Below are 22,139 nucleotides of genomic sequence, written 5' to 3' on the forward strand. Positions count from 1 at the left end.
GGCCGAAACCGAGCGTTAATCAAAATTCTGTTTTTACCAGCGTGCTTTCAGCAGGTTCGGCTGAATACCATTGATAGAATGGGTATTGCTGAACGGCTGCTTGATGCCTGCTTCGAATTCGTCGCGGAAATATTTAATCGCGCTCTGCAGCGGCTCGACGGCACCCGGTGCGTGGGCACAGAAGGTTTTACCTGGCCCTAAGAATCGACACAGTTGCTCAAGTGTCTCGATATCGCCAGGCTGGCCTTCGCCACGTTCGATAGCGCGCAGGATCTTCACGCTCCACGGCAGACCGTCACGGCATGGTGTACACCAGCCGCAGGACTCGCGGGCGAAGAACTCTTCCAGGTTACGCACCAGGGATACCATGCCGATCTCGTGGTCGACGGCCATCGCCAGCGCGGTACCCAGACGGCTGCCTGCTTTACCAATGCTTTCGAACTCCATTGGCAGGTCAAGGTGGGCTTCGGTTAAGAAGTCTGTCCCTGCCCCACCCGGCTGCCAGGCTTTGAATTTCAGGCCATCGCGCATGCCGCCGGCGTAGTCTTCAAGAATTTCACGTGCGGTGGTGCCGAACGGCAGCTCCCAGACGCCAGGATTCTTCACGCGACCGGAGAAGCCCATCAGCTTGGTACCGGCATCTTTACTTGATGAGATGCCCTGATACCACTCCACGCCGTTCGCAAGGATAGCCGGAACGTTACACAGGGTTTCGACGTTGTTTACACAGGTCGGTTTACCCCACACGCCGGAGCTTGCCGGGAACGGTGGCTTGGAGCGCGGGTTCGCGCGGCGGCCTTCCAGGGAGTTAATCAGCGCGGTTTCTTCACCGCAGATATAACGCCCGGCACCGGTGTGCACGAACAGCTCGAAGTCAAACCCGGTGCCCAGGATGTTTTTACCCAGCAGTCCGGCTTCAGTGGCTTCGGCAATCGCGCGACGCAGGTTTTCAGCCGCTTCGATGTATTCACCGCGCAGGAAGATGTAGCCACGGTACGCTTTCAACGCGAACGCTGAGATCAGCATGCCTTCCACCAGCAGGTGCGGCAGCTGTTCCATCAGCAGGCGGTCTTTATAGGTACCCGGCTCCATTTCATCGGCGTTACACAGCAGGTAACGGATGTTCATGGATTCATCTTTCGGCATCAGGCTCCACTTCAGACCGGTGGAGAAGCCCGCACCGCCGCGCCCTTTCAGGCCAGAATCTTTTACCGCATTAACAATGTCGTCTGGCGCCATGCCGCCGAGGGCTTTACGCGCACCGGCATAGCCGTTTTTGCTCTGATATTCGTCGAGCCAGACCGGCTGTTTGTCATCGCGCAGACGCCAGGTCAGCGGATGCGTCTCAGCAGTACGAATTACAGTTTTCATTTGTACTGCTCCAGCAGGTCAGGAATCGCTTCCGGCGTCAGATGGCTGTGAGTGTCCTCATCAATCATCATGGTCGGTCCCTTGTCGCAGTTACCCAGGCAGCAGGTTGGCAGCAGGGTAAAGCGTCCGTCGAACGTGGTCTGGCCCGGCTTAATATTAAGTTTCTTCTCAATCGCAGCCTGAATGCCCTGATAACCGGTAATGTGGCAGACAACGCTGTCACAGTAGCGGATCACATGGCGGCCGACCGGCTGACGGAAGATCTGGCTGTAGAACGTGGCTACGCCTTCTACGTCACTTGCCGGAATGCCCAGCACTTTTGCGATCTCATAGATCGCCCCATCCGGCACCCAACCACGCTGTTTCTGTACGATTTTCAGCGCTTCAATGGACGCCGCACGCGGGTCTTCGTAGTGGTGCATCTCGTGCTCAATGGCGGCACGCTCTGCTTCACTCAGCTCAAAAGCCTCGGTTTGTGGTTGTTGATTCTCGTGCATAATTAGCGGTCCACATCTGACATAACAAAATCGATACTACCCAGATACACAATCAGGTCGGAGACCAGACTGCCGCGAATGGCGGCCGGGATCTGCTGCAGGTGCGCAAAGCTTGGCGTACGCACGCGGGTACGGTAGCTCATGGTGCTGCCGTCGCTGGTGAGGTAGTAGCTGTTGATACCCTTCGTCGCTTCAATCATCTGGAAGGATTCCTGTGCCGGCATGACCGGGCCCCAGGAAACTTGCAGGAAGTGGGTGATCAGGGTCTCGATATGTTGCAGCGTGCGCTCTTTCGGTGGCGGCGTCGTCAGCGGGTGATCCGCCTTGAACGGGCCTTCCGGCATGTTGTTGAGGCACTGCTCAAGGATGCGCAGGCTCTGGCGCAGCTCTTCCACTTTCAGCATCACGCGGGTGTAGCAGTCGGAAACGCCGCCGCCAACCGGGACTTCAAAGTCGAAGTTCTCGTAGCCAGAGTAAGGACGGGCTTTACGCACGTCGAAATCAATACCGGTTGCGCGCAGGCCAGCACCTGTGGTTCCCCACTCCAGCGCCTCTTTCGCGCCGTAGGCAGCAACGCCCTGGGAGCGGCCTTTCAGGATGGAGTTACGCAGCGCGGCTTTCTCGTAAGACGCCAGACGTTTCGGCATCCAGTCGAGGAATTCACGCAGCAGGCGGTCCCAGCCGCGCGGCAGATCGTGCGCCACGCCGCCGATGCGGAACCAGGCCGGGTGCATACGGAAACCGGTAATCGCTTCCACCAGATCGTAGATTTTCTGACGGTCGGTAAAGGCGAAGAAGACCGGCGTCATCGCACCAACGTCCTGAATGAACGTGGAGATGTACAGCAGGTGGCTGTTAATACGGAACAGTTCAGACAGCATCACGCGAATCACGTTAACGCGATCCGGGACGGTGATGCCTGCCAGTTTCTCAACGGCCAGCACGTATGGCATCTCGTTTACGCAGCCGCCGAGGTATTCGATACGGTCGGTATACGGAATGTAGCTGTGCCAGGACTGACGCTCGCCCATCTTCTCAGCACCACGGTGGTGGTAGCCAATGTCAGGCACGCAGTCGACAATCTCTTCGCCGTCAAGCTGAAGAATAATACGGAATGCACCGTGCGCAGACGGGTGGTTTGGACCGAGGTTAAGGAACATGAAGTCCTCGTTTTCGGTGCCGCGCTTCATGCCCCAGTCTTCCGGCTTGAAGGTCAGCGCTTCCATCTCCAGATCCTGCTTGGCTTTGGTCAGCTCAAACGGGTCGAATTCGGTGGCGCGTGCCGGGTAGTCTTTACGCAGCGGGTGGCCGGTCCAGGTCTGCGGCATCATGATGCGCGTCAGATGCGGGTGGCCGTCGAAGGTCATGCCGAACATTTCCCAGGTTTCACGCTCGTACCAGTTAGCGTTCGGGAAAAGTTTGGTGATCGTCGGCAGATGCATGTCGTTTTCAGACAATGCCACCTTGAGCATGATATCCGTGTTGCGGTCTATTGAGATCAGGTGGTAGAAAACGGAAAAATCCGCAGCAGGGAGACCCTGGCGGTGCGTTCTCAGACGTTCGTCCATGCCGTGTAAGTCAAACAGCATGACGTAAGGTTTTGGCAATTTCTTGAGGAAATCGACAACTTCCAGTAATTGCTCACGCTTCACCCAAACAACGGGTACCCCGGTGCGGGTGGCCTGAACAGTAAAGGCATCCGGCCCAAAACGGTTGCGCAGTTCGCCAATGACGGGATCATCGAGATGATCCCGGGTCTGCCAGGCGGCTTCTTGCGCGGTTAAGTCGGTCATATTGTTCACCATTGCAAATGGTCCGTGGTGACTGTTAAGCCTGGCTTCGCGCTATTTGAGTAGTGATATGCAAAGGTGTTCTCCAGGCCCACAGGCGCAAATTAAATTTCGTCAGGCGTACGCAGGTTGGTGACGGCAATACGTTCACCACGTTTACGCTCGCGCTCAGACTGCATGTTCGCGCGATAGACACCTTGATCGCCAACAACCCAGGAGAGCGGACGGCGTTCTTTACCGATTGACTCCTGCAGCAGCATCAGCGCCTGCATATAGGCCTCTGGACGCGGCGGGCAGCCCGGGATGTACACATCCACCGGAATGAACTTATCAACGCCCTGCACAACGGAATAAATGTCGTACATACCGCCGGAGTTTGCACATGCGCCCATGGAGATTACCCATTTTGGCTCCAGCATCTGGTCATAAAGACGCTGAATAACCGGTGCCATCTTGGTAAAGCAGGTCCCGGCCACCACCATCAGGTCAGCCTGACGTGGAGAAGCACGCAGTACCTCGGCCCCAAAACGCGCAACGTCATGCACCGCAGTGAATGACGTCACCATTTCAACGTAGCAGCAAGAAAGGCCAAAGTTGTATGGCCAGATGGAGTTCTTACGACCCCAGTTGACCATATCGTGCATGGCATGTTCGAGTTTGCCCATGTACACGCTTTTGTTGACTTCTTGCTCCAGGGGGTCGGTTACGATCTCCTGTTTTTGCAGGGGGTAACGGTCATTCTCACCGTTAGGATCTATGCGGGTGAGCGTATAATCCATCTTATTGCCTCGCTGTTACTGCTGACGATTAGAGATACTGTTTTCCGGGTTGATGTGTTCACGGCGTGAACGCACAGGTGTCCAGTCCAGCGCGCCAATACGCACCAGATAAACCAGACCGGCCAGTAACACTAAAATGAAAATTGCGGCCTCGACAAAGCCCACCCAACCACTTTCGCGAATGGAGGTAGACCACGCGAAGAGGTAAAGCGCTTCCACGTCGAAAATGACGAAGAACATGGCTACCAGGTAGAACTTGGCAGACAGGCGTAAGCGAGCGGTACCTACTGAATCAATACCTGATTCGAAAGGTGTGTTCTTGTGCCTTGCGCGGGCGCGACCGCCCAGGAACCAGCCGCCGACTAACATCAGGCAGCACAGGCCAATGGCTACAATAAGAAAGATTGCGAATGCCCAGTGATGAGCGATGACTTCTGTGGATGTTGACATACTCATTGCTTACTCATCAAAAGTGATACCGACGACACTGCTCTTGCTGGCAGATGGGCATCACATCGATTCATGGGGAGGAACAAAATAACCTTACACTAACTGTCAGAAATGAGACATAGACAGCAAAATGATGGGGTTTTTTACTCCTTTCTATAACCTTTTGTCAACTTTAACAAAGGTTTCTTCACATTAAATTACAACGTGCGATTCTCATTAACATTTGGTGCCCTTTAACCCTGGTGGGTACATGACTTTACGTCAAATGCATCTTGTTGAATCGTGTCCGTTTTGGAAGTAAAAAAAATAACCCTCCTATTTTGACAGGATTTGCCAACGATTCCTCCCCCCAAATGGGAGTATTTTCTTGATCTGAGACACGCTTTTGTTAATTCAATCAAAAAAACAGCAACATATTTCCTGTTTTTTTAACATCGGCGGGGTATTAGGCAAGTTAGAAGAGGTATCGTTTATAACTTAACCAAAAGCATTTTCTGCATTGATAAATAAGCGGTATTTGCTTTAACCCTGCTCCGTTCGCGGTTATGAATAGCAAAAAAAACCACTCGCAGGAAAAAATCATGCGAGTGGCTCTTTTTTGCACTTACATTTTGTTACGAGAATTTTGGGGGAATGATCACTCAAAATCCCTTTCCACAATCAGGGAGTCATCCCCTCCTTCCGGAGTAACAGGCGCGTACTGCCATGGATTGTGGTAGTTTTCCATTGCCTCGAATACCACTTTCGCTAGCTCGTTGTTGCTGGCGGCATTATGGCACAGCAGGTACTCCGTATCCGGCAACGCCGGGAGTCCCTCAGATTGACCCAGCACACGCAGATCGGGGCTCATCATCTCCACCGGACGGGCTGTTACGCCAAGTCCGGCCTTCACTGCCGCTCGTACCGCAGGCAACGTTGACGCAACGTACGCCAGGCGCCACGGAATACTGGCTTCGTTGAGCGCAGTCAGCACCATATCGCGGAACGGACTAGGATCGTCCAGCAGGACCAGGGGTATTGGCTCACCTTTTTGCAATACGTACTCCGCGGCACAGTACCAGTGCGTAGGAGAAGTACGCAGCGTCAGGCAGTCATACTGGCCAGGTCGATGCGTGGTGACCACCAGGTCAACCTCGTTTTCTTTCAGCATCTCAACCATGAAGGCATTGCGTTTAACGCTAACGTCCAGGGCAAGCTTCGGATAAACCGAGCTAATTCGGTTGAGAAGGAAGGGCAAAATGGTATCTGCTGATTCATCTGACGCCCCTAATGTTAACACTCCTTGAAGGTTGCTAAACATTAATGACATACAGGCTTCATCATTAAAGCGCAGTATCTTTCTGGCATAACCCAGAAGCTGAATACCATGTTCTGTTAAAAGCTTATTACGTCCATGACGCGCAAAAAGCTCTTTACCAACCAGTTGTTCCAGCCGCTGCATTTGCTGACTCACGGCGGACTGGGTACGGCAAACGGCGGCAGCAGCTGCTGCAAAAGTGTTGAGATCGGCGACCGCAACAAACGTTCTCAGCAGATCGAGGTCGAGATTCATTATCGGACGATTTGCATTTATCATATCTTTTCACTTTCAGGTTGCTCGTGCGGAGCTGCCCGGGTTGAAGCTGTGTGTAACAGTTAAGCAATTCCTTCTGAAGAGTTTCCCTCGCGTCCCGGCCCGGCAGACTGCCTGACAGATAGTTATTGTACTTTGGTATATCAACAGTCAGAAATCACGTTTCATGACGTTATTTTTATTCTCTTGCGTTCAGGATATTTCGTTATCTGAAGGTAGATGTAAATTCCATTAAGAGTAAGACATGTTTTCTGCCATCTATATCGCAGCGTTGCCAGCGTAGCAAGATGTGACTTACCCAATCAGCCAGAGATTACTTTAACAATAACAATCGATTAATACAGGAAGGCAGAAGCTGATATACGTAACAAGCCTATCGCTACGCTGCATTCCCAAAACACATCTTAACCCAAATCCACTATATTTATAAGTCTTATTGCAATATAACGGATTTAACGCCAATGATAAGCAACTACACTCTTTTTATTAAAATTAACGAAAGTTGCATTTTCGTCGTTAATAATAAATAAAGTTTAATTTAGATTCAGGCCATTCATTAATAACACTTAACATTAATTTCACATGAGTAACTTTTAACCTGGCTTTGCTAATAGAGCAAACTGTATCTCAGCATTCAGGTTTTACGAATGGTCACTCAGGGGGACTAACGCTTCAGCCCGGATCGTCTTTTTATTTAAATCAGAATAATATTAATATTTATGTGAAACTTTCAGCATAAAAAACCCAACAATAAGCGTTTTCACGGTAATTTCAGGCGCAAAATCACTCCATCATTAGATTAAGCAATCACAGCAGTGCTGCCTGGTTGGACAAAATCTTCTTCTGTGCGCCCTTCAAAACGAAGCGCGGTGGGAGTACATTGTTCCGTGCTGCTTCCACGGCAGGAAGTTGCAATAATAGCGAAAAGGTTAAAGGTTCATGTCCCCTATCGAAAAATCCAGCAAGCTCGACAACGTCTGTTACGACATCCGTGGCCCGGTACTCAAAGAGGCAAAACGCCTTGAAGAGGAAGGCAATAAGGTCCTGAAACTCAACATCGGCAACCCCGCGCCATTTGGTTTTGAAGCGCCGGATGAGATCCTGGTGGATGTGATCCGTAACCTGCCCACTGCACAAGGCTACTGCGATTCAAAAGGGCTCTACTCCGCCCGTAAAGCCATTATGCAGCATTATCAGGCTCGCGGTATGCGCGACGTCACCGTTGAAGATATCTACATTGGCAACGGTGTCTCGGAGCTGATCGTTCAGGCGATGCAGGCGCTCCTGAACAGCGGCGATGAAATGCTGGTTCCCGCTCCAGACTATCCGCTGTGGACGGCTGCGGTATCACTCTCCAGCGGTAAAGCGGTGCACTATCTTTGCGATGAATCGTCGGACTGGTTCCCGGATCTGGATGACATTCGCGCCAAAATAACACCGCGCACCCGGGGAATCGTGATCATTAACCCGAATAACCCGACGGGCGCGGTCTATTCAAAAGAGCTGCTGATGGAGATCGTCGAGATCGCCCGCCTGCACAACCTGATCATCTTTGCCGACGAGATTTACGACAAGATCCTGTACGACGCGGCGCAGCACCACTCTATCGCCGCGCTGGCGCCCGATCTGCTGACGGTCACCTTTAACGGACTGTCTAAAACTTACCGCGTTGCAGGTTTCCGTCAGGGCTGGATGGTACTGAACGGTCCGAAAAAACATGCGAAAGGCTACATTGAAGGGCTGGAGATGCTGGCATCCATGCGTCTGTGCGCCAACGTACCGGCGCAACATGCGATCCAGACAGCACTCGGGGGCTATCAAAGCATCAGCGAGTTTATCGTTCCAGGCGGCCGCCTCTATGAACAGCGCAACCGTGCATGGGAATTAATTAATGATATTCCGGGCGTCTCCTGCGTGAAGCCTAACGGCGCGCTGTATATGTTCCCGAAAATCGACGCGAAGCGCTTCAATATTCACGACGACCAGAAAATGGTGCTCGACTTCCTGTTGCAGGAAAAAGTGCTGCTGGTTCAGGGGACGGCGTTTAACTGGCCGTGGCCGGATCACGTGCGTATTGTAACCCTGCCGCGCGAAGACGATCTCGAAATGGCCATCAGCCGCTTCGGGCGATTCCTCTCGGGGTACCATCAGTAACGCTGACTTTCCGCCGGGTGGCGCTGCGCTTACCCGGCCTGTAACATCTGCAAATTTGCATCTTCCCTCCCCTCCCCGCACAATGAAGTCCGTCGCAGTGAAGACATAAGGTAACCTATGAGTCAGAGTCATTTCTTTGCCCACCTCTCCCGCCTGAAACTCATCAACCGCTGGCCGCTGATGCGCAACGTGCGCACTGAAAATGTGTCTGAGCACAGTTTGCAGGTTGCCATGGTCGCTCATGCGCTGGCCGCGATTAAAAACCGCAAATTCAACGGGCAGGTTAATGCCGAACGTATCGCCCTGCTGGCGTTGTACCACGATGCATCGGAAGTGCTGACCGGGGATCTGCCTACGCCGGTGAAATATTTCAACTCGCAGATTGCCCAGGAATATAAGGCCATTGAGAAGATTGCCCAGCAGAAGCTGATCGATATGGTGCCTGATGAGCTGCGTGATATCTTCGGGCCGCTGATCGACGAGCATCAGTATACGGAAGAGGAGAAATCCCTGGTTAAGCAGGCCGATGCGCTGTGCGCCTACCTGAAATGTCTGGAAGAGTTATCCGCGGGGAATAACGAGTTCCTGCTGGCGAAAACGCGCCTGGAGAAAACGCTCGACTCCCGCCGTAGCGAAGAGATGGATTACTTTATGCAGGTGTTTGTGCCGAGCTTCCATTTGTCGCTGGATGAGATCAGTCAGGATTCACCGCTGTAGTTTTTCGCCCAGCGGCGCTGCGCTTGCAGGGCCTACGAATCACGTAGGCCGGGTAAGGCGTAGCCGCCACCCGGCGATGTTCTCAGAACGGGAATAACACCGGAATCAGCACCACGCATACCAGCATCACCAGCACGGTGAACGGCACGCCCAACTTTACAAAATCGCTGAATCGATAGTTTCCCGGCCCCAGCACCAGGGTATTGACCGGGGAAGATACCGGCGTCATAAATGCCGCGGACGCCGCCATCGCTACCACCATCGCAAACGGATAGGGCGAAACGCCCATCGATTTTGCCATCGCCAGCGCAATAGGCGCCATCAGCACCGCCGTTGCGGTATTGGAGATGAACAAACCAATGGTGGCGCACATGACGAACAGGCAAACCATCATCAGGTACGGACCATATCCCCCGCCCGCGTCCATTAAGCCTTTTACGATCAAATCCACCCCGCCGGTTTTCTGTAGCGCCAGGGCGAAGGGCATCATCCCAACGATGAGAATGATGCTTGGCCAGTGAATCGCTTTGTAAGCGCTTTCGGCGTCGATACAGCGGAATTTGCCCATTAACAGACAGGCGATTATCGCCGCCACCGGGTTAGGGATCTCGTCCGTCAGCATCAACGCGACCATCAACACCAGGCAAAAAATCGCATGGGGCGCCTGGCTGTGCGCCGGTGACGCGTCGCTCTCTTCAATCGGCATATTCAGCACCACAAAATCGCGGCCTTTCTGCCCGAGCTGGCTAATCAGTTTCCAGTTGCCGACCACGAGGAAGATATCCCCCAGCAGGATCGGCTCATCCACCACCGCCCCTTCAAGGGCTACGCCATCGCGCTTCAGGCCCACCACGTTGAGGCCATAGCGGGTACGAAAGCCGATTTCGCGCACGGTTTTGCCCAATAACTCCGATTCCGGGATCAGCGACACCTCGGCCATTCCCACATCCAGCGCCCGGTCGGAGAAGTACTCGCCGCGCAGCACCATCGGCTCCAGCAGCTGCTCGCTACAAAACTCTCGCAGATCCACGTCCGCGGTGGACATATCAATCAGCAGGACGTCACGCGCGCGAAACTCTGACACCCCATTCACGTTAACGATTACCCGACGAAAACGACGCCAGCGCTCAACCCCGATGACGTTCGCGCCATAGCGTTCGCGTAGCTTAAGGTCGTCCAGCCGCTGGCCTATCATCGGCGAACCGGGGCGGATAGCCAGCCGACGGGCGCGCCCGGTCAGACGGTACTCTTTGATCAAATCGCGAAAAGTTCGCCGCTTCCAGCCCTCTTTGGCTTTGTCCTGCTTCTCCCCTTTCAGCGCGAAACGGGTCAACAGCATATAGATAATGCCCATCACCAGTACAACCAGCCCGATCGGCGTGACGCTGAAAAAGCTAAACCCCTCAAGCCCCTCACGGATCAGTTCGCTGTTTACGACGAGGTTCGGCGGCGTCGCGACCAGCGTCATCATGCCGCTGATGAGCCCGGCAAAGCTCAACGGCATCATCAGCCGCGACGGGGAGATCTGCATCCTCATGCAGACGCTCAGCACAACCGGAATAAAGATGGCCACGACCCCCGTCGAGCTCATAAACGCACCCAGTCCGGCGACCGTCAGCATCAGGTAAATCAGCATTTTGGTTTCGCTGCTGCCCGCCACTTTAACCAGCCACGACCCCATCATTGTCGCCACGCCGGTGCGTACCAGCCCGTCGCCAATAATAAACAGGGCGGCAATCAAAATAACGTTGGGATCGCTAAACCCGGAAAAGGCTTCCGGCAGGGAAAGGGTACCGCTCAGAACGAACGCGACAATCACAAACAGGGCGACGGCATCCATGCGCACCTTGCCCGTGGCAAAAAGAATGATGGCGATTAACAGCAGGCTCAGGACCCAAATCAGTTCACCGTTCACAACATGTCCTTGTCAGTGGAGGAGAAGCAATTCTGCCATAAAAAAGCCCCGGTAATGCGGGGCTATATCATGGGATTACATTTTTAGCGAGACGGTTACAACGCCGTCTGATGCCTTCGAGACGTCGATGGCGGTCAGAGTATTAAGCACAAAATCCGCCTCCTCCAGCCGGGGGGACCCCGCCGGGACGTTAACGGCAATGACGTGGCTTCCGGCGTTCAGCCCGGCCAGCACGCCTGCCGCCGCGTCTTCCACCACCACGCACTCCGCTGGCGCAAGGCCGAGCAGTTCAGCGCCGAGCAGAAACGCATCCGGTTCGGGCTTGCCGCGCTTTACGCGCTCAGCGGTAATGAAGACGTCCGGCGTCGGTAAACCGGCCGCCTTATGGCGGGCATGCGCGACAGGAACCGAGCCGGAGGTGACGATAGCCCACGGGATCTGCGCTTCATTCAGATGCTCAAGCAATTCGCGCGCACCGGGCAGCGCGGTGATGCCCTCAGTGTCGGTAGCTTCAATCTGCTCCAGATATTTGAACTCCGCCTGAATCTCTTCCTCAGAACGTCCCGCCAGGAAGTGCCGCAATGAGGTAATGGCCTGTTTGCCATGGATGAAATTCAGTACATCCTGATGGTCGATGCCGTGCCTGTCGGCCCAATGACACCAGGAACGCTCCACTACCGGCAGCGAATCCACCAGCGTACCGTCCAGATCAAACAGAAAACCTTTACACTGCACACGCACCTCCGTCAGGCATTAATGATTTGTTGAATTTCGTTGCTGCTTAAATGGTACTGACGCGGACAGGCGTGCCACGCGCTCAGCATACGTTGATACTTATCCCACATTGGGGTCTGGGCGTTGAAGCCGTGCGTACCCGCATCAAAATGAGTGTAGCGCCCTTCGGTGTTCACCATAAAGCGCACATAGCTCAGATAGCGCGCCTCCGTCGCGGCATCAAAGCCCAGGAACGTTACGCGGCGCTCATCAATGGACTGCTGGTCTTTCAGATTGGTCCAGGACACATGCAGCGCATGGTACATCTCCATGATGTCGATAACGATACGGCAGGTTTCCTCTTTCAGTTCGCCAAATTCGCGATCCAGTTCGCGCATCTGCAAGCCAAAACCACGTTCAACAATGGTTTGCAGGCGGCTGTAGCGCGCAGCGTTATCGGGATCAAGCATAGTCATCATCTTGTACTGGTTAGACAAAATCAGACGTTGAGCATGGGTCATTTCCATCTTTCGACTCCTGTAGCGCATTGCACTGTAAAAAAAAGACACGGTAACTGATTGTTACTGTGCCTTCTTTTGGTCGTCGTTTCGATGATCAATCACAAGTCATCGAGGAATGTTTTATCAAGCTGTTTAAACGCGCGCTTGAGGGTGTCCGCCAGCGCCTGATAATCCGGCTTGCCTTCAACCGGGGCGAGCGCCTGGCCGGCCTCCTCCAGTTTTCCACGCACTTCATAAAACCAGTGTAAAATAGAAGGCGGAAGTGGCGTGACGGAACGTTTACCTAACCACCACAATCCCTGCATAGGCAGGCTTAACGCAAAGAGCGCCGTCGCGACGGCAGGTCCAAGCTGTCCACCCAGCGCAATTTGCCAGCAAAGAGTAAAGACGGCGATCGGGGGCATAAAGCGAATCGCATAGCGCGTGGCGCGAATAGTGCGATTTTCAATAAACATGGGCGCGAGGCGCTTTTCCATCGGCCATGTCTTTGCGTAATGCTGTCCCCGACGAAACAGACTAAAAAAGTTCACGGACGGGATTTCAGGTGTTGACATGGCTGTACCTCAACTTCACATATAAAAATTAAAATTTTCGTGCAAAACCACAACAGGCTATGACAACGTTCAAAATATTTTGTCATCGCTACCCCGTATCGGGTATCCTGTGCCAGCCTGATAGGCCGTAGACGAGAAGCGTTAACTCGTCAAATTATCGCATATTATGCCATTGTCTGAAAAATGTTCAAAATGGCTTAAAATCATAGGTATTTCTTCCATCCTGCCAGAATGTTCGTTTGGCATGATGTTAATCATAAATGTCTGAGTCAGCATGCGTTACGCTTTAGACTCATTGACGTTTTTTTAGCCACGTATCAATTATAGGTACTTCCATGTCGAGTAAGTTAGTACTGGTTCTGAACTGCGGTAGCTCTTCACTGAAATTCGCCATCATCGATGCGCTCAACGGTGATGAGTACCTCTCTGGTTTGGCCGAATGTTTCCATCTGCCTGAAGCACGTATCAAGTGGAAGATGGACGGCAGCAAACAAGAAGCGGCTTTAGGTGCAGGCGCCGCTCACAGTGAAGCGCTGAACTTTATCGTTAACACTATTCTGGCACAAAAACCAGAACTGTCTGCTCAGCTGACTGCGATTGGTCACCGTATCGTCCACGGCGGCGAAAAATACACCAGCTCCGTGGTAATCGACGACTCTGTGATTCAGGGCATCAAAGACTCTGCGTCTTTCGCACCGCTGCATAACCCGGCTCACCTGATCGGTATCGCTGAAGCACTGAAATCCTTCCCGAATCTGAAAGATAAAAACGTGGCCGTGTTTGACACCGCGTTCCATCAGACCATGCCGGAAGAGTCTTACCTCTATGCCCTGCCATACAGCCTGTACAAAGAGCACGGCGTACGTCGCTACGGCGCACACGGCACCAGCCACTTCTATGTGACTCAGGAAGCCGCAAAAGTACTGAACAAGCCGGTTGAAGAAGTCAACATCATCACCTGCCACCTGGGCAACGGTGGTTCTGTTTCTGCTATCCGCAACGGTAAGTGTGTTGACACCTCTATGGGTCTGACCCCGCTGGAAGGTCTGGTGATGGGTACCCGTTCCGGTGATATCGACCCGGCGATCATCTTCCACCTGCACGACACCCTGGGCATGAGCGTTGACGACATCAACAAAATGCTGACCAAAGAGTCTGGCCTGCTGGGTCTGACCGAAGTCACCAGCGACTGCCGTTACGTTGAAGACAACTACGCAGAAAAAGCTGACGCTAAACGTGCAATGGACGTTTACTGCCACCGTCTGGCGAAGTACATCGGTTCTTACACCGCGCTGATGGACGGTCGTCTGGACGCGGTTATCTTCACCGGCGGCATCGGTGAGAACGCGGCAATGGTACGTGAGCTGTCCCTGGGCAAACTGGGCGTACTGGGCTTCGAAGTCGATCACGAGCGTAACCTGGCTGCCCGCTTCGGCAAGTCTGGCTTCATCAACAAAGAAGGCACCCGCCCGGCTATCGTTATCCCAACTAACGAAGAGCTGGTCATCGCGCAAGACGCGTGCCGCCTGACTGCCTGATTCCACACCGCCAGCAATGCTGGCGGTGCTGTTTTGTAGCCCGCCCAACGCGGCGGTAACGAAAGAGGATAAACCGTGTCCCGTACTATTATGCTGATCCCTACCGGAACCAGCGTCGGCCTGACCAGCGTCAGCCTCGGCGTGATCCGCGCTATGGAACGCAAAGGCGTTCGTCTGAGCGTCTTTAAGCCTATCGCCCAGCCACGTGCCGGTGGCGATGCGCCAGACCAGACCACCTCCATCGTTCGTAAGAACTCCAATCTGCCAGCGGCTGAACCGCTGAAGATGAGCCACGTTGAATCTCTGCTCTCCAGCAACCAGAAAGACGTGCTGATGGAAGAGATCATCGCCAACTACCACGCAAACGCGCAGGACGCTGAAGTGGTGCTGGTTGAAGGCCTGGTCCCGACCCGTAAACACCAGTTTGCCCAGTCTCTGAACTTTGAAATCGCGAAAACCCTGAACGCAGAGATTGTTTTCGTGATGTCTCAGGGCACGGACACCCCAGAGCAGCTGAAAGAGCGTATCGAACTGACGCGCAGCAGCTTCGGCGGTGCGAAAAACACCAGCATCACCGGCGTGATTGTTAACAAGCTGAACGCACCGGTTGATGAGCAGGGCCGTACGCGTCCTGACCTGTCCGAAATCTTCGACGACTCTTCCAAAGCGAAAGTCATCAAAGTTGACCCGGCTAAGCTGCAGGATTCCAGCCCACTGCCGGTGCTGGGTGCGGTGCCATGGAGCTTCGATCTGATTGCCACCCGTGCAATCGATATGGCGCGTCACCTGAATGCCACCATCGTTAACGAAGGCGATATCAACACCCGCCGCGTGAAGTCCGTGACCTTCTGCGCGCGCAGCATTCCGCACATGCTGGAACACTTCCGCGCAGGTTCCCTGCTGGTGACCTCTGCTGACCGTCCAGACGTGCTGGTTGCAGCGTGCCTGGCTGCGATGAACGGCGTGGAAATCGGTGCGATCCTGCTGACCGGTGCCTACGAGATGGACCCGCGCGTCAGCAAGCTGTGCGAACGTGCGTTCGCCACTGGCCTGCCAGTCTTCATGGTGAACACCAACACCTGGCAGACCTCCCTGAGCCTGCAAAGCTTCAACCTCGAAGTGCCGGTTGATGACCACGAGCGTATCGAGAAAGTTCAGGAATACGTTGCGGGCTACATCAACGCAGACTGGATCGAATCCCTGACGGCGACGTCCGAGCGCAGCCGTCGTCTGTCTCCTCCAGCCTTCCGTTACCAGCTGACCGAGCTGGCGCGTAAAGCGGGCAAACGCGTGGTTCTGCCAGAAGGTGACGAACCACGTACCGTTAAAGCGGCGGCCATCTGTGCAGAGCGCGGTATCGCGACCTGTGTGCTGCTGGGTAACCCGGATGAGATCAACCGCGTTGCGGCGTCTCAGGGCGTTGAGCTGGGCGCTGGCATTGAGATCGTTGACCCGGAAGTGGTTCGCGAAAGCTACGTTGCCCGCCTGGTTGAGCTGCGTAAGAACAAGGGCATGACCGAAGCCGTTGCGCGCGAGCAGCTGGAAGACAACGTCGTGCTGGGTACGCTGATGCTGGAGCAGGACGAAGTTGACGGCCTGGTTTCCGGTGCGGTTCACACCACCGCGAACACTATCCGTCCACCGTTGCAGCTGATCAAAACCGCACCGGGCAGCTCTCTGGTCTCCTCCGTGTTCTTCATGCTGCTGCCTGAACAGGTTTACGTTTATGGCGACTGCGCGATCAACCCGGACCCAACCGCAGAGCAGCTGGCAGAAATCGCTATCCAGTCTGCGGACTCCGCGACTGCCTTCGGCATCGAACCGCGCGTAGCGATGCTCTCCTACTCCACCGGTACTTCTGGTGCAGGCAGCGACGTAGAGAAAGTCCGTGAAGCAACCCGCATTGCGCAGGAAAAACGTCCGGATCTGATGATCGACGGCCCGCTCCAGTACGATGCCGCGGTAATGGCTGACGTTGCGAAATCTAAAGCGCCTAACTCGCCGGTTGCAGGTCGCGCTACCGTGTTCATCTTCCCGGATCTGAACACCGGTAACACCACCTATAAAGCGGTACAGCGTTCAGCAGACCTGATCTCCATCGGGCCAATGCTGCAAGGTATGCGCAAGCCTGTGAACGACCTGTCTCGTGGTGCGCTGGTTGACGATATCGTCTACACCATCGCGCTGACGGCGATCCAGTCTTCGCAGCAGCAGTAAGCTAAAAAGCCCGGTGGCGCTAGCGCTTACCGGGCCCAGGGTTTTGTAGGCCGGATAAGCGAAGCGCCATCCGGCAAAAAAGGCGACCATTCAACGGTCGCCTTTTTTATTACAGCAACTCTCGTGCCGCCGACACAATGTCATGTGCCGTCAGGCCATACTCCTTCTGCAGGAAGTCCTGCGTGCCTACCTGACCGTAACGCTCCTTCACCCCAACCCGCCGCATCGGCACCGGACAGGTTTCCACCAGCACTTCCGCCACCGCCGACCCCAGCCCGTTGTGAATGCTGTGGTTTTCGCAGGTCACAATACGCCTGGTTTTCTCGGCATGATTTTTCACCAGCATCCGATCGATGGGCTTCAGGGTAAACATGTCGATGACCGCTGCGCTTACCCCCTCCTGCTCCAGCTGGCGCGCCGCCTCCAGCGCTTCCGCCACCATAATGCCGTTAGCAATCAGGGTAATATCGGTTCCCTCGCGCAGCACGTTGCCCTTGCCGATGGTGAAGGTTGACCCCGGGGCATAGACGCTCGGCGCCTGTTTACGGATGGTCCGCACCCAGTAGAAGCCTTCCAAGTCGATAAGCTGACGCAGCACATCTTCGAACATCACCGCATCGGTCACCTCCAGCACTACTGAATGCGCCAGACCGCGCACGATGCCCATATCCTCAAACGACATATGCGTCCCGCCGTTGTGGCAGGCCGTCACGCCCGCATCCGAGGCAATCACCTTCACGTTATTGCGCTGGTAGTCCAGGGACATAAACAGCTGGTCGAAGCAGCGACGGCTGGCAAAGGCGGTAAAGGTATGGACGAACGGCTTACGTCCGGTGAGCGACAGCCCGGCGGCCGTCCCAATCACGTTAGCCTCCATAATGCCGCAGTTGATGACGTGCTGTGGATAATCACGCGCTACGCCGTCCATCGCCATCGAACTCATCAGATCCGCTTCGAGCGCAATAATCTCGCTCCCGGCCTCAATCTGTTTTGCCACAAAACCCGCATAGACCTTACGCATCTCAACCGAATCTTTCTGTCCTGTCGGTGCAACCTTAATCATGTGAAGCCTCCAGTTGGCGAATCGTCTCGTTGAGCGCCGCTTTGCTCTCCTCAGTTAATCGCAGGTGATGCGAGTTGCTGAGCTGTTCCAGGTATGGCACCCCCTGCCCTTTGATGCTGTCGAGGAGCACCACCCGCGGACGCGCATCGGTCGCAGGGATCGGCGCGGTCACCTCCAGCAGCGCCGGAATGTCGTCCCCTTTCACCGTCACCACGTCAAAACCAAAGGCCCGGAATTTGCCTTCCAGATCGAAGGCGCTGATGATTTCGTCCAGCTCGCCGTCGAGCTGTTGTTTGTTCCAGTCCACGAACACCGTCAGATTGTTCAGTCGATGGTGAGCAATAAACTGGAAGGCTTCCCAGCACTGCCCTTCGTTCAGCTCCCCGTCGCCAACGATGCAAAACACCCGGTTTGGCCTTCCTGCCAGCTTGTGCGACAGCGCCATGCCGCCTGCAATGGAGATCCCCTGCCCCAGCGATCCGGTGGTGGCATCCACGCCGCGTGTTTTCAGGCGATCCGGGTGGCTTGGCAGACGCGTTCCGTTCTGGTTTAGCGTGCTCAGCTCTTCAATCGGGAAGTAGCCCTTAATCGCCAGCGTGCTGTACAGCGCCGGGCCCGCATGTCCCTTCGACAGCACAAAGTAATCGCGCTCTGGCCAGTCCGGATCGGCCGGGTCAATTTTCATTACCGCGCCGTACAGAACGGCCAGTGTTTCAACGACTGACATGCTGCCGCCGTAGTGACCAAAACCCAGCTGCGTCAGGGATTTCAGCGTCTCAAGGCGGATCTGACGCGCCAGTTCGGTTATTTCATTTTCATTCATGATTTGGCTCCGGGGTTTTCCTGCGCGTTACCGCTGGCAGGTTTGTTTTTAGCGAAGACGTTGTAGGCCACCAGCAGCGCAAACAACACAACAACCAGTCCGGTGATGGCAAGCGGCGACAGGAAGCGCGCCAGGTTGCCGAGCACAATCCCGACGGCGCCAAAGTCGGCGTCCGAGAAGGTCGTATTCGCAAAGCCAATCGCGCCCAGAACAGGCAGCAGCAGGACCGGCAGGAAGGTGATCAGCAGGCCGTTAGCAAAGGCGCCAATCATCGCCCCGCGACGTCCGCCGGTGGCGTTCCCAAACACGCCCGCCGTTGCACCGGTGAAGAAATGCGGCACGACGCCCGGCAGGATCAGCACCCAGCTAAACTGACCGCAGATGAACAAGCCTACAATCCCGCCGAGGAAGCTGAACAGGAAGCCAATCAGCACCGCGTTTGGCGCATACGGGTAGACCACCGGGCAGTCCAGCGCAGGTCGCGCATTGGGCACCAGTTTTTCCGAGAAGCCGGTAAAGGCCGGGACAATTTCCGCCAGAATCAGGCGCACGCCCTGCAAGATGATAAACACGCCTGCCGCGAAGGTGATGGCCATAATGATGGCGTACACCAGGTAGTTCTGGCCGCCGCTGAAGGTGGCCTCCACGTACTCACGCCCGGCGCTCACCGCCATAATCAGGTAGATAATCATCATGGTCAGTGAGATGGAGATCGAACTGTCGCGCAGGAAGCTGAGGTTCTTCGGCAGGTTCATCTCTTCGGTGGAGCGCGAGCCTTTACCGACCTTGCTGCCAATCCAGCCGGACAGCACGTAGCCCAGCGTGCCGAAATGACCGAAGGCGATATCATCGTTGCCGGTAATACGCTTCATATAGCGCTGCGCAATCGCCGGGAAGAAGGCCATAATCAGGCCGAGGATCAACGAACCGGTGAAGACCAGCCCTACCCCTTCGAAGCCTGCGACCGTCAGGATCACGCCAATCATGCACGCCATGTAGAAGGTGTGATGCCCGGTCAGGAAGATGTACTTCAGGCGGGTAAAGCGCGCGACAATAATATTCGCCACCATCCCGAAAGCCATAATGAGCGCGGTGGAGGCACCATATTTTTCCAGGGCAATTGACACAATAGCTTCATTGTTGGGAATAATGCCCTGAATATTAAAGGCGTGCTCAAACATACCACCGAGCGGATTTAAAGAGCCCACCAGCACGGTTGCGCCGCCGCCCAGTACAATAAAGCCGAGAATGGTTTTAATTGTGCCTTTTACCACATCTGAAAAGGCTTTTTTCTGCGCCACCAGACCAATCAGGGCAATTAACCCGACCAGGACTGAAGGGACTTTTAAAATATCAACAACGAAATTCAGCGTTTCAAGGATAAACATATCCACCTCGCCTTTTCAGGATTATTGTCTTTCGAACCAGGCGCGCAGCTGCGCTTCGAGTTCGTTGATATCGATAATATTGTTGATCACCACCAGCTGGCTTTCCGGCACGCTGGCGCTGGCGGCAATGTCTTTCGCCATTACAAACAGGTCCGCCGCGCCCGGCGTGGCCGAGGAGAGATCGGAGTGTTCAACCTCTGCCTCAATTTCCAGTTTTTTGAGCACCTTTTTAATATTCATTTCGACCATAAAACTGCTGCCCAGGCCGGAGCCGCAAATAGCCATAATTTTCATTGTTATCCCCTTTTTTGAGTAGAGTACGCCCCATCACGCTGACGCGTAATGTTGAAATGAATCGGATTAAATAATTAAATCAGAAGCGATTGATAACGGTTTTTATCTCCTCCAGCGTATTCGCCCGATGTAATTCAGCCATATCTTCGTCGCTGGAAAATAATTCTGCTAAGGCGGAGATCATTTCGATATGGCTATGTTTGTCCGGCGCCGCCAGCATCACAATCACATCGACGGGGTCAAACTCACCAGCACCAAATGAGACGCCCTGTTTCAGTTTTAATAATGACAGGCCAAGTCCTTTCGCCCCTTCTTCCGGTCGCGCATGTGGCATTGCCAGCCCAGGAGCCAGCACATAGTAGGGACCTAACCTGTGATGCTGCTCAATGATAGCCGTGACATATTCCGGCGCAATGACCTGCAAATCCAGCAGCGGTTTCGCGCACAGTTCCAACGCCTGGGGCCAGCTTTCAACGCTATCCTGTAGGATGATGGTTGTATCATATATCCACTTTTTGAGCATTTTTCACTCCCGCTAAAGACCAGACATGGGCAAACTCTATTCAACCCATCAATTAATGACTGCGATCGCGATCACAAAGATAGCGCTACCAACGACAAACATGCAGAACTGTGATAGCGCTATCAAATTGCTATCCTGGTGCGAAATCACAGCAAAAAAAGGGATTTAAGGCGTATACTGCCTGTCACGTAAAATGAAGGATGAAACTAAATCGCGTCCTGTCAGCAGGAAGATGTATGTCTTTAACCCGAAAACGGCGCAGTACCGGAAAAGTAACGCTCGCGGATGTCGCGCAGCTTGCCGGCGTAGGCACGATGACTGTTTCCCGTGCCCTCCGCACGCCCGAACAGGTTTCCGATAAACTGCGTGAAAAAATTGAAGCCGCGGTGCAGGAGCTGGGTTACATGCCCAATCTTGCCGCCAGCGCACTGGCATCGGCATCGTCATGGACGATTGCGATGGTTGTACCCAATCTTTCCGAAGCTGGCTGTTCCGAGATGTTCGCCGGGCTACAGCAAGTGCTCCAGCCAGCCGGATATCAGATTATGCTGGCGGAATCTCAGCATCGTCTTGAACAGGAAGAGAAACTGCTTGAAACGCTGCTGGCCTCGAACATCGCCGCGGCGATACTGCTCAGCGTCGAGCACTCCGATACCGTGCGACACTGGCTAAAAAACGCCTCTATCCCGGTGATGGAAATGGGTGCAATGCGTGCCGATCCTATTGATATGAATATCGGGATTGATAACGTCGCCGCCATGTATGAACTTACCGAAATGGTGATTCAGCGCGGCTACCAGAATATCGGCCTGCTGTGCGCTAACCAGGAGCAGTGGATTTTTCAGCAGCATTTGCAGGGCTGGTACAAGGCGATGCTGCGCCACCACCTGGCGCCAAACAGAGTGATTAATGCCGCCATGCCGCCGAACTTCTCCACCGGTGCGGCACAATTGCCGGAGTTTCTGCTGGCGTGGCCGGAGCTGGATGCGCTGGTGTGCGTATCAGATGAACTGGCCTGCGGCGCGCTGTATGAGTGCCAGCGTCGGCGCATCAAGGTGCCGGACGATTTAGCGGTCGTGGGCTTTGGCGACAGCGACGTCAGCCGCGTCTGTCAGCCGCCGCTGACGACGATGGCAGTACCGCATCGCAAGATTGGGATTGAAGCCGGGAAAGCGTTACTGGAACGTCTGAATGACGGAGACTGGCGCGACCATAAACCCATCGCGTCCAGCCTGTGTCTGCGGGAAAGCTGTTAAGG

The 22,139-nt window shown here is 54.5% G+C and carries 20 protein-coding genes; 5 read left to right on the forward strand and 15 right to left on the reverse strand.

The window, feature by feature from the left end; all coding sequences use genetic code 11:
* Window positions 1–33 precede the first annotated feature (33 nt).
* The 6 genes from nuoF to lrhA form a co-directional block, all read right to left on the reverse strand.
* Complete coding sequence (gene nuoF, locus HWQ15_RS00845; protein ID WP_006811381.1) at window positions 34–1,371, reverse strand: NADH-quinone oxidoreductase subunit NuoF; 1,338 nt, start codon at window positions 1,369–1,371, stop codon at window positions 34–36.
* Window positions 1,368–1,868: an NADH-quinone oxidoreductase subunit NuoE gene (gene nuoE / locus HWQ15_RS00850; RefSeq protein ID WP_006176513.1), complete on the reverse strand. Its 501-nt coding sequence runs from the start codon at window positions 1,866–1,868 to the stop codon at window positions 1,368–1,370. Before nuoE ends, nuoF begins: the two co-directional genes overlap by 4 nt.
* A gap of 2 nt (window positions 1,869–1,870) precedes the next feature.
* Window positions 1,871–3,673, reverse strand: a complete 1,803-nt coding sequence (gene nuoC / locus HWQ15_RS00855; protein ID WP_003861484.1) for an NADH-quinone oxidoreductase subunit C/D — start codon at window positions 3,671–3,673, stop codon at window positions 1,871–1,873.
* 89 nt (window positions 3,674–3,762) lie between these two features.
* Window positions 3,763–4,437, reverse strand: coding sequence for an NADH-quinone oxidoreductase subunit NuoB (gene nuoB / locus HWQ15_RS00860; protein WP_003861482.1), 675 nt, complete (start codon window positions 4,435–4,437; stop codon window positions 3,763–3,765).
* Between the two features lie 15 nt (window positions 4,438–4,452).
* The gene (nuoA, locus tag HWQ15_RS00865; RefSeq protein ID WP_003861475.1) at window positions 4,453–4,893 is read right to left on the reverse strand and encodes an NADH-quinone oxidoreductase subunit NuoA; all 441 of its coding nucleotides are present in this window, start codon (window positions 4,891–4,893) and stop codon (window positions 4,453–4,455) included.
* A gap of 631 nt (window positions 4,894–5,524) precedes the next feature.
* On the reverse strand, window positions 5,525–6,463 hold the full coding sequence (gene lrhA, locus HWQ15_RS00870; protein WP_063149101.1) for a transcriptional regulator LrhA: 939 nt from the start codon (window positions 6,461–6,463) through the stop codon (window positions 5,525–5,527).
* Window positions 6,464–7,399: 936 nt separating this feature from the next.
* Here lrhA and alaA point away from each other — a divergent pair.
* Entirely contained in the window at window positions 7,400–8,614 is a 1,215-nt protein-coding gene (alaA, locus tag HWQ15_RS00875; RefSeq protein ID WP_022648831.1) for an alanine transaminase AlaA, read from the forward strand.
* Between the two features lie 117 nt (window positions 8,615–8,731).
* A complete protein-coding gene (gene yfbR / locus HWQ15_RS00880; RefSeq protein WP_022648832.1) occupies window positions 8,732–9,331 on the forward strand; it encodes a 5'-deoxynucleotidase in 600 nt (199 codons plus the stop codon).
* An 82-nt stretch (window positions 9,332–9,413) separates the two neighbouring features.
* Here the strand turns inward: yfbR and HWQ15_RS00885 are convergent, their stop codons facing one another.
* The 4 genes from HWQ15_RS00885 to yfbV all read right to left on the reverse strand — a co-directional run bounded on the left by HWQ15_RS00885 (window position 9,414) and on the right by yfbV (window position 13,035).
* Window positions 9,414–11,246, reverse strand: a complete 1,833-nt coding sequence (locus tag HWQ15_RS00885) for an SLC13 family permease (RefSeq protein ID WP_022648833.1) — start codon at window positions 11,244–11,246, stop codon at window positions 9,414–9,416.
* 75 nt (window positions 11,247–11,321) lie between these two features.
* Entirely contained in the window at window positions 11,322–11,981 is a 660-nt protein-coding gene (locus HWQ15_RS00890) for a sugar phosphatase (protein WP_023300628.1), read from the reverse strand.
* 11 nt (window positions 11,982–11,992) lie between these two features.
* On the reverse strand, window positions 11,993–12,487 hold the full coding sequence (locus HWQ15_RS00895; protein ID WP_008502874.1) for a YfbU family protein: 495 nt from the start codon (window positions 12,485–12,487) through the stop codon (window positions 11,993–11,995).
* A gap of 92 nt (window positions 12,488–12,579) precedes the next feature.
* A complete protein-coding gene (gene yfbV, locus HWQ15_RS00900; RefSeq protein WP_003861459.1) occupies window positions 12,580–13,035 on the reverse strand; it encodes a terminus macrodomain insulation protein YfbV in 456 nt (151 codons plus the stop codon).
* A gap of 335 nt (window positions 13,036–13,370) precedes the next feature.
* On the opposite strand from yfbV, the gene ackA reads away from it, so the two are divergent.
* Together ackA and pta are read left to right on the forward strand one after the other, a co-directional pair.
* On the forward strand, window positions 13,371–14,573 hold the full coding sequence (gene ackA, locus HWQ15_RS00905) for an acetate kinase (protein ID WP_022648835.1): 1,203 nt from the start codon (window positions 13,371–13,373) through the stop codon (window positions 14,571–14,573).
* A gap of 75 nt (window positions 14,574–14,648) precedes the next feature.
* On the forward strand, window positions 14,649–16,790 hold the full coding sequence (gene pta, locus HWQ15_RS00910) for a phosphate acetyltransferase (protein WP_022648836.1): 2,142 nt from the start codon (window positions 14,649–14,651) through the stop codon (window positions 16,788–16,790).
* 109 nt (window positions 16,791–16,899) lie between these two features.
* On the opposite strand, the gene HWQ15_RS00915 is transcribed toward pta, so the two are convergent.
* The 5 genes from HWQ15_RS00915 to HWQ15_RS00935 form a co-directional block, all read right to left on the reverse strand.
* Window positions 16,900–17,853 carry a transketolase family protein gene (locus HWQ15_RS00915; protein WP_063149102.1) on the reverse strand — a complete coding sequence of 318 codons (954 nt, stop codon included), beginning with the start codon at window positions 17,851–17,853 and terminating at the stop codon, window positions 16,900–16,902.
* Complete coding sequence (locus tag HWQ15_RS00920) at window positions 17,846–18,676, reverse strand: transketolase (RefSeq protein WP_063149103.1); 831 nt, start codon at window positions 18,674–18,676, stop codon at window positions 17,846–17,848. The genes HWQ15_RS00915 and HWQ15_RS00920 overlap by 8 nt, the downstream gene beginning before the upstream one ends.
* Window positions 18,673–20,064, reverse strand: a complete 1,392-nt coding sequence (locus HWQ15_RS00925) for a PTS ascorbate transporter subunit IIC (RefSeq protein ID WP_063149104.1) — start codon at window positions 20,062–20,064, stop codon at window positions 18,673–18,675. Before HWQ15_RS00925 ends, HWQ15_RS00920 begins: the two co-directional genes overlap by 4 nt.
* Before the next feature lie 21 nt (window positions 20,065–20,085).
* Entirely contained in the window at window positions 20,086–20,358 is a 273-nt protein-coding gene (locus HWQ15_RS00930) for a PTS sugar transporter subunit IIB (RefSeq protein ID WP_003861447.1), read from the reverse strand.
* A 79-nt stretch (window positions 20,359–20,437) separates the two neighbouring features.
* Complete coding sequence (locus HWQ15_RS00935) at window positions 20,438–20,881, reverse strand: PTS sugar transporter subunit IIA (protein WP_022648839.1); 444 nt, start codon at window positions 20,879–20,881, stop codon at window positions 20,438–20,440.
* A 236-nt stretch (window positions 20,882–21,117) separates the two neighbouring features.
* Between HWQ15_RS00935 and HWQ15_RS00940 the strand changes: the two genes are divergently transcribed.
* The gene (locus HWQ15_RS00940; protein ID WP_003861441.1) at window positions 21,118–22,137 is read left to right on the forward strand and encodes a LacI family DNA-binding transcriptional regulator; all 1,020 of its coding nucleotides are present in this window, start codon (window positions 21,118–21,120) and stop codon (window positions 22,135–22,137) included.
* The last annotated feature ends 2 nt before the right edge of the window (window positions 22,138–22,139 follow it).

The organism is Enterobacter sp. DSM 30060, from assembly GCF_013375955.1.
GTDB classification, from domain to species: Bacteria; Pseudomonadota; Gammaproteobacteria; order Enterobacterales; family Enterobacteriaceae; genus Enterobacter; species Enterobacter intestinihominis.

What these genes read in the sequence shown, in the direction of transcription:
- nuoC (WP_003861484.1), bottom strand. Translation starts at nt 3,673, where the DNA reads ATGGTGAACAATATGACCGACTTAACCGCGCAAGAAGCCGCCTGGCAG.
- yfbR (WP_022648832.1), top strand. Translation starts at nt 8,732, where the DNA reads ATGAGTCAGAGTCATTTCTTTGCCCACCTCTCCCGCCTGAAACTCATC.
- nuoA (WP_003861475.1), bottom strand. Translation starts at nt 4,893, where the DNA reads ATGAGTATGTCAACATCCACAGAAGTCATCGCTCATCACTGGGCATTC.
- HWQ15_RS00930 (WP_003861447.1), bottom strand. Translation starts at nt 20,358, where the DNA reads ATGAAAATTATGGCTATTTGCGGCTCCGGCCTGGGCAGCAGTTTTATG.
- HWQ15_RS00920 (WP_063149103.1), bottom strand. Translation starts at nt 18,676, where the DNA reads ATGAATGAAAATGAAATAACCGAACTGGCGCGTCAGATCCGCCTTGAG.
- lrhA (WP_063149101.1), bottom strand. Translation starts at nt 6,463, where the DNA reads ATGATAAATGCAAATCGTCCGATAATGAATCTCGACCTCGATCTGCTG.
- HWQ15_RS00935 (WP_022648839.1), bottom strand. Translation starts at nt 20,881, where the DNA reads ATGCTCAAAAAGTGGATATATGATACAACCATCATCCTACAGGATAGC.
- HWQ15_RS00915 (WP_063149102.1), bottom strand. Translation starts at nt 17,853, where the DNA reads ATGATTAAGGTTGCACCGACAGGACAGAAAGATTCGGTTGAGATGCGT.
- HWQ15_RS00895 (WP_008502874.1), bottom strand. Translation starts at nt 12,487, where the DNA reads ATGGAAATGACCCATGCTCAACGTCTGATTTTGTCTAACCAGTACAAG.
- alaA (WP_022648831.1), top strand. Translation starts at nt 7,400, where the DNA reads ATGTCCCCTATCGAAAAATCCAGCAAGCTCGACAACGTCTGTTACGAC.
- nuoB (WP_003861482.1), bottom strand. Translation starts at nt 4,437, where the DNA reads ATGGATTATACGCTCACCCGCATAGATCCTAACGGTGAGAATGACCGT.
- ackA (WP_022648835.1), top strand. Translation starts at nt 13,371, where the DNA reads ATGTCGAGTAAGTTAGTACTGGTTCTGAACTGCGGTAGCTCTTCACTG.
- nuoF (WP_006811381.1), bottom strand. Translation starts at nt 1,371, where the DNA reads ATGAAAACTGTAATTCGTACTGCTGAGACGCATCCGCTGACCTGGCGT.
- yfbV (WP_003861459.1), bottom strand. Translation starts at nt 13,035, where the DNA reads ATGTCAACACCTGAAATCCCGTCCGTGAACTTTTTTAGTCTGTTTCGT.
- HWQ15_RS00925 (WP_063149104.1), bottom strand. Translation starts at nt 20,064, where the DNA reads ATGTTTATCCTTGAAACGCTGAATTTCGTTGTTGATATTTTAAAAGTC.
- nuoE (WP_006176513.1), bottom strand. Translation starts at nt 1,868, where the DNA reads ATGCACGAGAATCAACAACCACAAACCGAGGCTTTTGAGCTGAGTGAA.
- HWQ15_RS00940 (WP_003861441.1), top strand. Translation starts at nt 21,118, where the DNA reads ATGTCTTTAACCCGAAAACGGCGCAGTACCGGAAAAGTAACGCTCGCG.